A 13,678-nucleotide genomic window follows, 5' to 3' on the forward strand; every position below is an offset into this window, starting at 1 on the left:
TCACTCCTCGATTTCCAGCCGCTGGATCTGCATGCCGTCGTCGGCGACGATGTGCAAATTATCGCTGCTGCATTGTGGGCAGCGACGCACGTGCTGGCTTAGTAAGGTCACGTATTGCTGGCAGCTTTCGCACCAGCATTCCGCCTGTTGTTCTTCGATGTGCAGTGTACAGCCCTCTGCCAGGGTGCCACGGCAGACCAGATCAAAACAAAACGTCAATGCGGCAGGTTCCACACAGGAAAATGCGCCAACTTTGATCCAGACCTCAGTTACGCGTCGGGCGGCGTGCTGTTTTGCCTGTTGTTCGATAATTTCCAGCGCGCGCTGGCACAGGGTAATTTCATGCATACTGCCTCCTCATTAATCAGGCGCGTGTTGCAATAACAATGCCAGGGTTCTTCGCTTTATTACGGCAAGGATCAAGGCGTTAATACCTTGTTTTCCGGCAAAATGGCCGCCGCTGATGGTTCCGGATATTTCATTGATGACGAAAATGACGATCGCGAATTTCCCGGACGTCAAAAATGACCAGGCGACAATTTATTAACCGGGTAAATACCACCAGTGGGTGGCGAGGAGAGAAGGTGACGGACGTATTGCTCTGTGTAGGTAACAGCATGATGGGTGACGATGGCGCAGGCCCGTTACTGGCGGAGATGTGCACGGCGAACCCAGCCGGAAACTGGCAGGTGATTGATGGGGGGAGCGCGCCCGAAAACGACGTGGTGGCGATCCGCGAGCTTCATCCCGACAGGCTATTGATTGTCGATGCGACAGACATGGGGCTGAACCCCGGTGAGGTTCGTATTGTCGATCCGGACGATATTGCCGAGATGTTCCTGATGACCACCCATAATATGCCGCTCAATTATCTGATTGATCAGTTAAAAGAGGATGTGGGCGAGGTGATTTTCCTGGGCATTCAGCCGGATATCGTCGGTTTTTATTACCCGATGACGCCTCCGGTAAAAGAGGCGGTGGAAACTGTCTATGCGCGCCTTGCCACCTGGCAGGGTAATGGCGGGTTTGCGCAGCTGGAAGCTGAGTAGTTAGCTTGTAGCCCTGGTAAGCGCAGCGCCACCGGGGAATATCCCGGATGCGGTGCTTAACGCACCTTATCCGGGCTACAACATTTAAGCCAAATCGGCCCCGTTGCTGGCAATCACCTTCTTATACCACCAGAACGATTTTTTGCGTTTGCGCGCCAGCGTACCGTTACCCGCGTCATCACGGTCGACATAGATAAACCCGTAGCGCTTGCTCATCTCACCGGTGGAGGCCGCCACCAGGTCGATACATCCCCAGGTGGTATAACCCATCACCGGAATACCGTCTGCAATGGCATCTCCCATGGCGCGGATATGCTCGCGCAGGTAGCTGATACGGTAATCGTCTTCGATTTCACCTTCGGCATTAAATTCATCTTTTGCACCCAGCCCGTTTTCCACCAGAAACAGCGGCTTCTGATAACGGTCATACATCATATTCATGGTGATACGCAGGCCCAGCGGGTCTATCCCCCATCCCCATTCACTTACCTGAATATGCGGGTTACGCAGGGATTTGACGATGTTGGCGGCTGAGGTATTTTGCGCATTCATTTCGGCTGAGGCACAGCGCGAGGCGTAATAGCTGAACGACACAAAATCGACGGTATTTTTCAGGATCTCGTCGTCACCCGCTTCTTTCTCAATGGTGACGCCTTTTTCGCGGAACACTCGGGCCGCGTAGGCCGGATAGGTACCGCGCGCCTGTACATCAATAAAGAAGAGGTTTTCCCGGTCTTTTTCCAGCGCCGTCCACACATCTTCCGGCTTACAGGAGTAGGGATAGAAATTGCCGCCTGCCAGCATGCAGCCCACCTGATTTTCCGGGTTCACCTCATGGGCGATTTTGGTCGCCAGCGCGCTGGCAATCAGTTCGTGGTGCGCCGCCTGGTATTTCACCTGGTCCTGATTTTCACCCTCTTCAAACACCAGACCGGCACCAGAATACGGGCTATGCAGCATGATGTTGATTTCATTAAAGGTCAGCCAGTATTTCACCAGACCGTCAAACGCTTCAAAACAGGTGCGGGCGTAGCGGGTAAAAAATTCCACCATTTTGCGGTTACGCCAGGAGCCATATTCGGTAACCAGATGCATCGGCACATCAAAGTGGCACAGGGTGACCAGCGGCTCAATGCCATATTTTTTGCACTCGGCAAACATGTCGCGGTAAAACGCGATGCCTTCAGCGTTCGGCGTCAGCTCATCGCCGTGCGGGTAGAGGCGGCTCCATGCGATAGAGGTGCGAAAGACGGTGAAGCCCATCTCCGCCATCAGCGCGATATCGTCCTTGTAACGATGGTAGAAATCGATCGCCTGATGGCTGGGGTAGTATTCGTCTTCACGCAACGTGAAGCGTTTTTCCAGACCGAGTTTCACCGGCAGACGGTTCGCGCCGTGGGGGATAGTATCGACGGTGGTTAACCCTTTACCGCCTTCCAGATACGCCCCTTCGGCCTGGTTGGCGGCAATGGCGCCGCCCCATAAAAATCCTTTCGGAAATACAGACATGCGTTACCTCGCTTATTGAGCCCGGGCTTCATGAACAACGGCGGTGTTTGCCGCCTGCGGTTTCTGTGCCTCTGCTTCTACCGGGATATCTTCAAAACCGAGAAGCAGCGTGAGAATAAAGGAGAGCACCACCGCCAGCGCCATGACGCCGAACACCCAGACAATGGTCATTGGATTCGCCGGATCGAAGAACTGTACGCTGGTGAACAGACCAGGTGCTGCCATTGAGTGGCTGGCAAGCCCGGCAATTCCCGCGACGGCCCCACAGATAAAGCCGCTTATCAGGCTCGCAATCAGCGGACGTTTCAGGCGAACGGCCACGCCGTACAGCGCCGGTTCGGAGATTCCGGCCAGGATAGCCGAAGCCGCCGCCGCAAGGGCCGTCTGGCGCAGTTCCGGGTTTTTGGTTTTCCATGCCACCGCCAGTGACGAGCCGCCCAGCGACAGGTTGGCACCAATTTCTGACGGCATTACCATGCCTTCTTTGCCGGTCTCGGCAATGGTTTGAATGATAGTGGGGGTAAATACGCGATGCATCCCGGTCATCACCAGTAGCGGCCACAGGGCGCCCATGATGGCAACGGACAGCCAGCCCAGGTAGCCATGAATGGTGTAGACCAGCGCGGAGATAGCGCTACCGATCCAGATACCCAGCGGACCAATCAGCACGATGGCCAGCGGCGCGGCAATCAGCACAATCAGCATCGGTTTAAGGAAGTTTTTCGTCACCGCGGGGGTAATTTTGTCCACCCAACGTTCGATATACGACAGACACCAGGTCATCACCAGAGCCGGGATCACGGTGTAGGTGTATTTCACCGCCGTCACTGGCACCAGTGCGAATTCCACATGTTCTCCCTGCGCGGCTTTTGCCATCAGGTCGATAAAGCTTGGGTGCACCAGCACCCCCGCAATGGCAATTGCCAGCGACATATTGGTTTTAAACTTCACGGCGGCAGAGGCGGCAACCATCAGCGGCAGGAAGAAGAACGCGCCGTCGCCAATCACCGTCAGAATAGTCAGCGTTGAGGAACCTTTTGGCAGCAGTCCGGACATTTCCAGCACCATCGCCAGCAGCTTGACCATTGAGCCGCCGATGATCGCCGGGATCAGCGGTGACATGGTGCCGATCAGCGCATCGAGAATACCTGCGCCAATGCGCTTAAGCGTCAGCGTCTGTTTCCCGACTGGTTGAGCAGGCTGCATATCGCCGGGCAGCAACGCCACCACTTCACGATAGGCATGCGACACCGTATTGCCGATGATCACCTGGCACTGGCTCTCGTTACGTACCACGCCCATAACGCCGCTAATGCCTTTCAGCGTCGCACTGTCAATTTTGGCATCGTCTTTCACCACGAAGCGCAGACGCGTCATGCAATGGGTGACGGCGGCGATGTTATCAACACCGCCCAACGCGTTCACCACCGAGCCGGCAAGCGCCGCATAATTCTTCGACATCGGGTTATATCCTGTTTTATCAATAGAGTACGGCTTCATTACCCGCTTTCAGGCGGCTAATGAAACATCACATAGGAAACCGGTTCCACAAAATGATGATGAGTTTCATGCATTCAAGCAAGATCAAAAATTCATCTTTATTTATTTTTGTGATTACGATCGCTTAATATTTTTTGACCCGTTTTATCCCGTTGCGACATTCTTAAATGGGTGAAGTACACTGCATGGCATCGAAATCAAACGGATAAGTAACATGACCACAATGCTTGAGGTGGCTAAGCGGGCAGGGGTGTCAAAGGCGACAGTCTCCCGCGTGCTATCGGGCAACGGCTACGTCAGCCAGGAGACCAAAGACCGGGTGTTTCAGGCGATCGAAGAGAGCGGATATCGCCCAAACTTGCTGGCGCGCAGTCTGGCGACGAACAAAACGCAAACGATGGGGCTGGTGGTTACCAACACGTTGTATCACGGCGTCTATTTTAGCGAGCTGTTGTTTCATGCCGCACGGATGACCGAAGATCAGGGGCGGCGTTTAATTCTGGCAGACGGTAAACACAGTGCGGAAGAAGAGCGGGAAGCGATTCAATATCTGCTCGACTTAAAATGTGATGCGATCATTATCTATCCGCGTTTCTTAAGCGTTGATGAAATGGATACCCTCGTCAAAAGCCACAGCCAGCCAATTATGGTGCTTAATCGTCGTTTGCGTAAAAACAGCAGCCACTGTGTCTGGTGCGACCAAAAAACATCAAGCTTTAACGCGGTGGCGACATTAATTGCGATGGGCCACCGGGATATTGCGTTTATTACCGGTTCGCTGGATTCTCCGACCGGCATTGAACGGCTTTCTGGCTATAAAGACGCCCTGGCGCAGCATGATATTCCGTTACGTAATGATCTGATTGTACAAGGAAAGTGGTCGCCAGAAAGCGGGGCGGCAGGTGTTGAGACACTACTGTCGAACGGCGTCAATTTTAGCGCACTGGTGGCGAGCAATGATGATATGGCCATTGGCGCCATGAAGAGACTGGATGAGCGGGGAATCACCGTACCCACTCAGGTTTCGGTTATTGGTTTTGATGACATTGCTATTGCCCCGTATGTGATCCCTGCTCTTTCCAGCGTAAAAATTCCAGTCACGGAGATGATTAAAGAAACCATCGAACGGTTAATCTTTATGCTTGATGGCGGTGAGTTTAATTACCACCAGCCCTTCCTTGGCGAATTAATGTTACGTGATTCACTTATTTCCGGCCCCGCACGCTAACCTCGTCAACTGTCATCGTCACTTCTGTCGATGACAGTGTTTTTCTTAATAAAAACCCATACATAACAATGAGATAATAACTGGCATGAAACGTGTATATCCGGCGTGATGAAACTCATTGCTGGAGAAGACGATGAACCGTTTTATTATGGCGGATGCCAGTAAATGTATTGGCTGTCGCACCTGTGAAGTCGCCTGTGTAGTCTCACATCAGGAACAACAGGACTGTGCGGCCCTTACCCCTGAAACCTTTTTACCCCGTATCCACGTTATCAAAGGCGTCAACGTATCGACGGCAACACTCTGCCGCCAGTGTGAAGACGCACCCTGCGCCAATGTCTGTCCGAATGGCGCCATCAGCCGCGACAAAGGGTTTGTCCATGTCATGCAGGAACGTTGCATTGGTTGCAAAACCTGCGTGGTGGCCTGTCCTTATGGTGCCATGGAGGTTGTGGTCCGCCCGGTGGTTCGCCATAACGGCATCGGCCTGAACATGTCAGGGCAGAAGGCCGAAGCCAACAAATGCGATTTATGCTACCAACGCGAAAGTGGCCCGGCCTGTATTTCGGTATGTCCGACCAAGGCGCTGGTCTGCGTTGACCGGGAAGTGCTGGAACACATGAGCGAAGAGAAACGTCGTCGCACTGCGCTGGAAAGTGCCGTGTCGCTGGGTTTTTAAAAGATACCCGTCATTCTTCACGTTGCATGTGCGTTGGCGACTTTGCCCACGTGCCGCCTTCCTGCAACGCGAATTATTCAGGGTATAACTTTCACTTTTAACAGGTCTGTTACTGATGAAAAAAATTACGAGCGTATGTCCCTATTGCGGCGCTGGCTGCAAACTGAAACTGGTCGTGGATAATGGCAAAATTATCCGCGCCGAAGCGGCGGACGGGGAAACCAACCAGAACGAACTTTGCCTGAAAGGCTATTACGGCTGGGATTTTCTTAACGATACCAAACTGCTGACGCCTCGCCTGACGCAACCCATGATCCGCTATGAGCGTGGCGGTAAACTCACTCCGGTAAGCTGGCAAGAGGCCATTCGCTATACGGCGAAACGGCTCAGTGAAATCAAAGCCAAGTTCGGCCCCCGCTCAATTATGACCACCGGTTCATCTCGCGGTACCGGCAATGAGACCAACTACGTGATGCAGAAATTTGCCCGTGGTGTCTTACATACCAATAACGTCGACTGCTGCGCGCGTGTCTGCCACGGTCCTTCTGTTGCCGGGTTACAGCAAACCCTCGGCAACGGCGCAATGAGTAACTCCATCGGCGATATCGAAAACTCTAAATGTCTGCTTGTCTTCGGCTATAACTGCGCCGATTCGCATCCGATCGTGGCGAGAAGGGTCATTAAAGCGAAGCAGAACGGTGCGAAAATTATCGTCTGCGACCCGCGCCGTATCGAAACCGCGCGCATTGCCGACCAGCATTTGCAGCTCAAAAATGGCTGCAACATGGCGCTGGTAAATGCCTTTGGTTATGTCCTGTTGGAAGAAAAACTCTACGACCAGCGCTATGTTGCGAACTTCACCACCGGGCTGGATGCCTATCGTGAAATCGTCAAAGACTATGCGCCGGAAGCGGTTGAACATCTGACCGGCGTTCCTGCACATCAGGTGCGCGAAGCAATGCGTACCTATGCCGCCGCGCCGACCGCCACCATCATGTGGGGGATGGGCGTTACACAATTTGGTCAGGCGGTGGATGTGGTGAAAGGGCTCTCAAGCCTGGCGCTGCTGACCGGTAACCTCGGGCGTGAAAACGTGGGCGTGGGCCCGGTTCGTGGACAGAACAACGTGCAGGGCGCCTGCGACATGGGGGTTATCCCGAACCAGTTCCCGGGCTACCAGGATGTGGTTGATCCGAATGTTCGCGCCAAATTCGCCAAAGCCTGGGGTATCGATCCGGCGGTGATGGATGACAAAGTCGGCGTGCGTATCACCGAGGTGCCGCATCTGGCGCTGGAAGGCAAGGTCAAAGCCTATTACATCATGGGTGAAGATCCATTGCAGACCGAAGCCGATCTCAGTCTGGTGCGCAAAGGTTTTGAGGCGCTGGATTTTGTGGTCGTGCAGGACATCTTTATGACCAAAACCGCTGAACAGGCGGATGTGCTGCTGCCAGCCACCTCCTGGGGCGAGCACGGCGGCGTCTTTACCTGCGCGGATCGCGGATTCCAGCGTTTCGAAAAAGCGATCGAACCGCAATACGACGTCAAGCGTGACTGGGAAATCATCAGCCTTATCGCCACCGAAATGGGCTACCCGATGCATTACGACAACAACCAGCAAATCTGGGACGAAATGCGCGAACTTTGCCCGCTGTTCTACGGCGTAACGTACGAAAAAATGGGCGATATGGGACACGTTCAGTGGCCATGCCCGACGCTGGATCATCCGGGAACGCGTTATCTGTATAAAGATAACAAATTCGATACGCCGGACGGGAAAGGCCTGCTGTTTGCAGCGCCATGGCGTGCCCCTGCCGAAGTGCCGGATGCGGATTTCCCGCTGGTACTCAGTACCGTGCGCGAAGTTGGTCATTACTCCTGTCGCTCAATGACCGGTAACTGTGCGGCGTTGCAAACGCTCGCGGATGAACCGGGTTTTGTGCAGATAAATCCGCATGATGCCGCGCAGTTAGAGATTAAAAACCGGCAACTGGTGTGGGTGGAATCACGCAGGGGGAAAGTCATCAGCCGTGCCGACGTGAATGAACGTGTTAATACCGGCTGCGTTTACATGACTTATCAATGGTGGATTGGCGCGTGTAATGAACTGACGCAGGATAATCTCGATCCCATCTCTAAAACACCGGAAACGAAATATTGCGCGGTGCGGGTGAGTGCGATCAACGATCAGGCCTGGGCCGAGGAGTACACTCAGTCAACCTACCAGCAGATGAAGACACGCTTGCGGCATGCAGCGTTGCAATAAATAAACGATGATCCACAACGGCGTTTGTATTCGCGTCTATGGAAAAGTACAAGGGGTGGGCTTCCGCCCCTTTGTCTGGCAACTGGCGCAACAGCTCAATCTTACCGGTGATGTCTGTAATGATGCCCAGGGCGTTGAAGTACGCTTGTGGGGCGATGAACGCCGTTTTCTCCCGTTGTTATATCAGCAGTGTCCGCCGCTGGCACGTATCGACGATACGCAGGTTACGCCGTATCTGTGGCCACAGGCACCGCTCAGTTTTACCATCCGCGAGAGCGCGGGGGGCACGATGAAGACGCAAATTGTGCCCGATGCCGCCACCTGTCCCGCCTGTCTGGCGGAGATGAATGACCCGGCAGAGCGCCGCTATCGCTATCCATTTATTAACTGTACCCACTGCGGCCCGCGTTTCACCATTATTCACGCCATGCCTTATGACCGCCCTTACACCGTGATGGCTGCGTTTCCGCTGTGTCCTGCCTGCGAGGCGGAGTATCGCCATCCAGCCGATCGCCGTTTTCACGCCCAGCCCGTTGCCTGCCCGGAGTGTGGCCCACAGCTTGAGTGGCGGAGCGGGAAACAGCAGTTGACCGGAGAAGAAGCCCTGCAGGCAGCTATTGCGCTGCTCAAATCCGGCGGGATCGTCGCGGTAAAAGGTATTGGCGGTTTTCATCTGGCGTGTGACGCGCACCGGCAGACGGCGGTACAGCATCTGCGCGCCCGTAAGCATCGCCCGGCGAAGCCGTTGGCGGTGATGCTCCCATCCGCAGACGGCCTGAACGAGGCGGCCATCCGTTTGTTAACCACGCCCGCCGCGCCGATCGTGCTGGTGGCGAAAACATTGCTGCCAGAACTGTGTCCGGCCATCGCTCCGGGGCTCGATGAGGTGGGGGTGATGCTGCCCGCGAATCCGTTACAACATCTGTTAGCCCAGGCGTTGCAGCGTCCACTGGTGATGACATCCGGCAACCTGAGTGGCAAGCCACCAGCGCTGACAAATGTCCAGGCCCTGGATGACCTGGCGGAGATAGCGGACGGGTTTCTGCTGCACAACCGCGATATCGTGCAGCGTATGGACGATTCGGTGGTGCGCGAGAGCGGCGAAATGTTACGCCGCTCGCGTGGCTATGTGCCGGATGCCGTGCAACTGCCGCCCGGATTTCGCGCTGTCCCGCCCACACTATGCCTGGGAGCGGATATGAAAAACACCTTCTGCCTGGTGCGGGATGACAGCGCCGTGTTAAGCCAGCATTTCGGGGATTTAACGGATGAAGGCGTCGAGACGCAGTGGCGTAACGCATTACGTCTGATGCAGGCGATCTATGACTTTACCCCCGAGCAGGTGGTCGCCGACGCGCATACGGGCTATCGTGCCAGCCAGTGGGCGCAGGAGACGGGGCTTGCACGGCAAACGGTGTTGCACCACCACGCACATATTGCGGCTACGCTCGCAGAGCATGGCTGGCCGCGCGATGGAGGGGATGTGATTGCCCTGGCGCTGGACGGCATCGGCATGGGGGAAAAGGGGGCGCTGTGGGGGGGCGAATGCCTGCGCGTCAATTATCGCGAGGTTGAGCATCTGGGCGGTTTGCCCGCCGTGGCGCTCCCCGGTGGCGATCTGGCGGCAACTCAGCCGTGGCGCAACCTGCTGGCACAGATGCTGGCATTTGTCCCCGACTGGCAATATTTCCCGGAAACCGCTGTGCTGCAACGGCAGAACTGGCCGGTGCTGGCGCGGGCTATCGCGCGCAATATCAATGCGCCGCTGGCGTCTTCTGCCGGGCGACTGTTTGATGCCGTCGCCTGTGCGCTGGACTGTGCGCCGCTGCAGTTAAGTTATGAAGGGGAGGCGGCCTGTCGGCTGGAAGTGCTGGCCATGGGGGGCGAGGATGTCACGCATCCGGTTACGCTGCCGCTGAATGGCAACACGCTTGATTTAGCCACCTTCTGGCAGCAATGGCTGGCGTGGCAGGCGCCAGCTGCACAGCGTGCCTGGGCCTTTCACGATGCGCTGGCTCGCGGGCTTGCGCTGCTTGTCAGCCAGGAGGCCGATGCGCGGCAGATTACCACGCTCGCCTTTGGCGGCGGCGTGCTGCATAACCGACTGCTGAAAGCCCGTTTGTCGCGTTATCTGGCAGATTATACGTTGCTCTTCCCGCAGCGTTTTCCCGCAGGCGATGGCGCAATTGCGTTGGGGCAGGGCGTTATCGCCGCCGCGCGGAGTCTGGCGGGAGACTGAGACGACGTCCCCGGTGGCGCTGCGCTTACCGGGGCTACAAAACCAATCGGTGCCAGGAAACACCTTGCGGTCTGTTCCCCCTCACCCCAACCCTCTCCCTCAGGCAGAGGAATCCCCAGTAATATTACGTTTTACAGCGATAACACCGCGTCATGAGAATAAAACCGTGACAGCGATGACAGGGTCCGGCTGAAAATCGATGAGGCGTTGACGGCTGACCGGGGCCGCCCGCAGGGATGCGGGCGGAGGGGATAGCCTGCAAGGACGCAGGCTGGTCCCCGACCCGAAAGTCAGACGGCATAAGGCGAATGGACCGCGCCAGCGGCGATTTTCCTGGCCGGGAGCCCGGGTCGCCAGGGTGGTGGTGGCGAGCCACCCTGGCACGTTCACGGGTTCTGTCGCGATAGAAAAGCACAGAACATAAGGTGAACGGAATGACCACCAGAGCCGCATTTTCCCCCTCACCCTGGCCCTCTCCCCAGGGAGAGGGAGAAAACCGTTCTGTGTTCACAAGCCGGATAAGGCGTTTTGCGCCGCATCCGGGAAGGGCCATAGGCTCTCAAACGGGCAACGCTTTCAACAGCGCGAACGCCTCCTTCATTCGATCTTCGCTTACCACAAAGGCACGCAGCTGGCCTTCATCGTTCAGGCCGCGGGCGACCATACCCTGTGCTTCGGTGGTGATATGCCAGTTCAAATCCCGGCGTGCGGTCTCGCCTGCCAGATGCAACGGCATCTCCGGCGTTTTGACTTTGACCAGCATGGCAGGCAGCTTAAGCGGTACCGTTACCCCGGATAGATTTTTCGCCAGATACATGGCGCTAAGCTGAATCGGCTGCAGGAACGGCAGCAGCTTACCGTCGATCGCCGCACAGTCGCCGAGCGCATAAATATCCGGATTGCTGGTTTGCAGGTAACTGTTCACGCAAACGCCACCATTAACTGCCAGCCCGGCGCTGCGGGCCAGTTCGGTTTCTGCGCGCAGCCCGGTGGCGGCAATCACCGCATCCACTGCAATACTGCGCTGCCTGTCGAGCGTGGCGCAGATGCCGTTCTCTGTTTTCTCAAGTGCCATAAGCTGTGATTTCAACAGAAGATGCACGCCCATCCCGGTCAGTCGATGTTGCAGGCGGCTACTCACTTCTGGCGGCATCAGCGAAGAGAGAATACTGGCTTCGCTGTCCACCAGCGTCACCGCTTTCCCCGCGCGACAAAAATCCATTGCCAGCTCGCTGCCAATCAATCCGCCGCCGATAATCAGCACCCGCTGCGCGTCACGCAGTTGCGTTTCGCAGGCCTGATACTCCTGCTGACTGTTAAGGGTAAGCATCAGCTCGCTGCCTGCGACGGGGGGGATAAACGCACGGGCGCCGGTTGCCAGCACCAGCTTGTCGTACCGCCACTGGTTATCGGCACTTTTGATGACTTTCGCCTCAGCATCCAGTGCCGTCACCCGTGTATGCGGGAACAGGCGCAGGTTGAACTGCTCGGCGAAATCCCCCGCCGACTGGCGGGTAAGATCTTTGGCGCGCTGTCCAAGGCTGATGACATGGCTCAGATCCGGCTTGTTGTACTCATCCATATTGTCACTGGCGATAAGCGTCAGTGGCGTGGTGGTATCTGTCTTACGGATGTTTTTGACCAGTTGTCTGGCGGCAAATCCCGAGCCGATAATCACGATACCTGCGCTCATACCGCCTCCGTTGCCAGCACATCGAAGACTTCTTTGCCCAGTGAACATTCCGGGCAAAGAAAATTATCCGGCACATCGCACCAGGCGGTTCCTGGCGCCACATCCTGCAGTGGCTCGCCTTTTGCCGGATCGTAAACCCACTGGCAGACGCTGCATTGCATAGACGGACCTAAATCAGCTGCGGCTTTTGCGGCACAGGCACAGGCGGACTCCTCAACCGGGGTGGTTTTAAGCGGTGTTGGCAGCGGAGCGAGCGCCCACTGGCGGGCAATTTCCCGACCGTGTTGACGGCAGAGTTCCAGCGCGTCGATATCCGGACGCCATTTGGCTTTCAGGCTCAACGACATCTCAAATCCCGCATCCTGTAGACGGGTGGACAGACGATCCACCGCGCCGCCGCTCCAGCCGTGCGAGCCGAAGGCGCTGGCACGTTTGTTACGAAAACGCAGACCGGTTATCTCTTCGACCAGACCGGCGATTTTCGGCATCATCACGTTGTTCATGGTGGAGGTGCCAACCAGCACGCCTTTGGAGCGGAAGACGTTGGTCAGGATGTCGTTTTTGTCGCTGCGGGAGACGTTGAAAATTTTCACCGCCACGTTCGGGTCAACTTCGTTAATGCCCTGGGCAATCGCGTCCGCCATCATGCGGGTGTTATTCGACATGGTGTCGTAGAAGAGGGTGATACGGTCTTCCTGATAATCCGCTGCCCATTTCAGGTACAGCTCCACGATCTGCGTTGGGTTCTCACGCCATACCACGCCGTGCGAGGTGGCAATCATATCCACCGGCAGATTGAAGCCGAGGATCTCGGTGATTTTCGGCGTTACCAGGCGGCTGAACGGCGTGAGGATATTGGCGTAGTAACGCTGGCACTGCTCGAACAGTTCGGTCTGGTCCACTTCGTCGTTGAACAGGCGTTCATCGCAGTAGTGCTGGCCGAAGGCATCGTTACTGAACAGCACCGCATCGCCGGTCATATAGGTCATCATGCTGTCCGGCCAGTGCAGCATCGGGGTTTCGACGAAGATCAGCTGCTTGCCATTGCCGATATCCAGGCTGTCACCGGTTTTTACGGTGTGGAAATTCCACTCCGGATGGTGGTGGTGACCGTTGATGGAGTCGATGGCATTGGTGGTGCAATAAATCGGGGTGTTCGGAATGTAAGACATCAGCTCGGTGAGCGCGCCCGCATGGTCTTCTTCTGCGTGGTTGATAATGATGTAGTCAATGGCGTTGAGATCGATCTCCGCGCGCAGGTTCTGCACAAATTCGCGGCTGAATTTATGATCGACAGTATCAATCAGTACGTTTTTGCCTTCACGGATGAGATAGCTGTTGTAGCTGCTGCCGCGCAGCGTTTTGTATTCGGTCCCGTGGAAATCACGCACTTCCCAGTCACGTTGCCCAACCCAATGAATGTTATTTTTTACGTGAATAGCCATTTTTGTTTACCTGTTCTGTATTAAAAAGATGTGATAGCTATTTCAAGATGCGTGCCAATTGTTATTTAAT

Annotated in this window: 10 protein-coding genes; 5 read left to right on the forward strand and 5 right to left on the reverse strand. The window is 55.8% G+C overall.

Translation table 11 applies throughout. From position 1 onward, the window contains the following. Positions 1-348, reverse strand: coding sequence for a hydrogenase maturation nickel metallochaperone HypA (gene hypA, locus AB182_RS04820; protein ID WP_047369113.1), 348 nt, complete (start codon positions 346-348; stop codon positions 1-3). Positions 349-584: 236 nt separating this feature from the next. Between hypA and hycI the strand changes: the two genes are divergently transcribed. Next, positions 585-1,049: a hydrogenase maturation peptidase HycI gene (hycI, locus tag AB182_RS04825; RefSeq protein ID WP_047369114.1), complete on the forward strand. Its 465-nt coding sequence runs from the start codon at positions 585-587 to the stop codon at positions 1,047-1,049. An 84-nt stretch (positions 1,050-1,133) separates the two neighbouring features. Here hycI and AB182_RS04830 read toward each other — a convergent pair whose 3' ends face one another. Together AB182_RS04830 and ascF are read right to left on the reverse strand one after the other, a co-directional pair. Then, entirely contained in the window at positions 1,134-2,558 is a 1,425-nt protein-coding gene (locus AB182_RS04830) for a 6-phospho-beta-glucosidase (protein WP_047369115.1), read from the reverse strand. Positions 2,559-2,570: 12 nt separating this feature from the next. Beyond that, positions 2,571-4,019, reverse strand: coding sequence for a PTS cellobiose/arbutin/salicin transporter subunit IIBC (ascF, locus tag AB182_RS04835; RefSeq protein ID WP_047369116.1), 1,449 nt, complete (start codon positions 4,017-4,019; stop codon positions 2,571-2,573). Positions 4,020-4,272: 253 nt separating this feature from the next. Here ascF and AB182_RS04840 point away from each other — a divergent pair, with 253 nt between their 5' ends. From AB182_RS04840 to hypF, 4 genes are all read left to right on the forward strand, one after another. After that, entirely contained in the window at positions 4,273-5,286 is a 1,014-nt protein-coding gene (locus AB182_RS04840; RefSeq protein WP_047369117.1) for a LacI family DNA-binding transcriptional regulator, read from the forward strand. A gap of 133 nt (positions 5,287-5,419) precedes the next feature. Beyond that, on the forward strand, positions 5,420-5,965 hold the full coding sequence (hydN, locus tag AB182_RS04845) for an electron transport protein HydN (RefSeq protein WP_047369118.1): 546 nt from the start codon (positions 5,420-5,422) through the stop codon (positions 5,963-5,965). A gap of 115 nt (positions 5,966-6,080) precedes the next feature. After that, positions 6,081-8,231 carry a formate dehydrogenase subunit alpha gene (gene fdhF / locus AB182_RS04850; protein WP_047369119.1) on the forward strand — a complete coding sequence of 717 codons (2,151 nt, stop codon included), beginning with the start codon at positions 6,081-6,083 and terminating at the stop codon, positions 8,229-8,231. A gap of 7 nt (positions 8,232-8,238) precedes the next feature. After that, positions 8,239-10,470: a carbamoyltransferase HypF gene (hypF, locus tag AB182_RS04855; RefSeq protein WP_047369120.1), complete on the forward strand. Its 2,232-nt coding sequence runs from the start codon at positions 8,239-8,241 to the stop codon at positions 10,468-10,470. A gap of 559 nt (positions 10,471-11,029) precedes the next feature. Here hypF and norW read toward each other — a convergent pair. Both norW and norV read right to left on the reverse strand, forming a co-directional pair. Continuing rightward, on the reverse strand, positions 11,030-12,163 hold the full coding sequence (norW, locus tag AB182_RS04860) for an NADH:flavorubredoxin reductase NorW (protein ID WP_047369121.1): 1,134 nt from the start codon (positions 12,161-12,163) through the stop codon (positions 11,030-11,032). Next, positions 12,160-13,608 carry an anaerobic nitric oxide reductase flavorubredoxin gene (norV, locus tag AB182_RS04865; RefSeq protein ID WP_047369122.1) on the reverse strand — a complete coding sequence of 483 codons (1,449 nt, stop codon included), beginning with the start codon at positions 13,606-13,608 and terminating at the stop codon, positions 12,160-12,162. The genes norW and norV overlap by 4 nt, the downstream gene beginning before the upstream one ends. Between the last annotated feature and the right edge of the window lie 70 nt (positions 13,609-13,678).

It is taken from the genome of Phytobacter ursingii (assembly GCF_001022135.1).
Taxonomy (GTDB): Bacteria; Pseudomonadota; Gammaproteobacteria; order Enterobacterales; family Enterobacteriaceae; genus Phytobacter; species Phytobacter ursingii.